Source organism: Symbiobacterium sp. (genome assembly GCF_040797425.1).
Classification (GTDB): domain Bacteria; phylum Bacillota; class Sulfobacillia; order Symbiobacteriales; family Symbiobacteriaceae; genus Symbiobacterium.
This window is the reverse complement of record NZ_JBFNEH010000131.1, coordinates 1-1,534: the sequence shown is the minus strand read 5'-3', so window position 1 is coordinate 1,534 and position 1,534 is coordinate 1. Positions and strand designations below refer to the sequence as shown.

Here is a 1,534-nt window from a genome sequence, read left to right as displayed (position 1 = left end):
AGGACTTCCCGGAGCCGGAGACACCCGAGAACACCACCAGCGCATTCCGCGGGATGGAGACGTCCACCTCTTTGAGGTTGTTCTCGCGCGCGCCACGCACCTGCACGAGGCCGCTGGCTGCAGCGGTACAAGAGGATTCACCGAAAGAATTGCTTGGCATGTTCTTATCCTGTAGTTCGCCCCGCTCAGGACGGGACTTCCTGAGTGCGAGGGCCGCGGCGACTGGCTTCGAGCACTGCGGTGAGAGTGCGGGCGTCGTAACTGCCGAGCAGACGACGCCCCTCGATGAAGAACGTAGGAGTGACGTGCGCACCGCTGGCGACCGCGCTGACGAGGTCACGCTCAACACGCTCTATCACTGCGGGACTGTCGAGATCCGCGATGAACCGATCGATGTCAAGACCCAGCTCGGCGGCGTAGCCGATCAAGTCCTCTCGCTCCAGCGCATGCTGACGGGTGAACACGAAGTCCAGCCACGGCCAGAACATCCCCTGGTTCGCCGCTGCCTCGGACGCCCGCGCGGCAATCGGCCCGTGCGGGTGGTGCGGCAGATGGCGCACCACATACCGCAGGTCGTCCCCGAAGTGGGCGCGCAGATCGTCCCACGAACCGGTGGCGTGTGCACAGTACGCGCACTCGAAGTCAACGTACTCCACGAGCGTGAGCTGGGCGTCCTCCGGACCGCGGATGTGATCGACCTCCGGATCGACTGGTGGCTCAAGTACCATCGGCAAATCGGCAGTCTCCTCCCCCCACTTGAGAGCGGCGACCTTGAATATGAGCCACCCCAGCAACGTGGCGAGTACCATCGACACGAGCACCCCGACCGTCGCCTGGCGGCCCAGGTTAGAGGTCGTACCGAACGCGAGCCCGATGATGAGCAGCGACACGGTGAAACCGATCCCGGACAGCGCCGCACCACCGAACACGCTCCCCATCCCGACGCCCATCGGCAGGCGCCCCAGTCCGAGGCGGACTGCGGCTAGAGTGATGAGCCCGATGCCTAGAAGCTTACCGAGCACGAGTCCCGAGATGACGCCCCAGGTCACGGGCGAGCCGAAGGCCTCAGCGAGCAACCCGCCACGCAGATCCACCCCGGCGTTCGCCAAGGCGAACACCGGCACGATCAGCAGTGCCGCCGGAAGCCGCAGGAACTCGTGCAGCCGCTCGTTCACAGAGATACCGCGGGATAGTCCGCGGTCCACCGCGTGGGCCGATGCGGCACTCGGAGACTGCCAGAAGTCACGGAACAGTTGTCTTGCCGCGACGACTTTGTGACGCTGCGTCGCGTAGGCGGGGATCAGGAGCCCCGCAGCCATCCCGGCCAGGGAGGCATGGATGCCGGAGTACACGGTCGCGAACCACAGCACGATCACGATCAACACATACGGCGTCGCCCGCCACTGGCGGGTGCGCCCCAACAACCACAATCCAACGAGGCTGGCGAGGGCGATAAGCAACGGGACGATCCGGATCTCCTCGCTATAGACGATGCCGATGATGGACACGGCGAGGAAGTCATCGACCACGGTCA

General features: G+C 65.0%; 1 protein-coding gene. It reads right to left on the bottom strand.

Annotated features, from left to right (window positions below; genetic code table 11):
• Positions 1-185 precede the first annotated feature (185 nt).
• Positions 186-1,534 (bottom strand): Na+/H+ antiporter NhaA (locus tag AB2385_RS17045; RefSeq protein WP_367656204.1); only part of this gene is annotated, 1,349 nt, incomplete at its 5' end.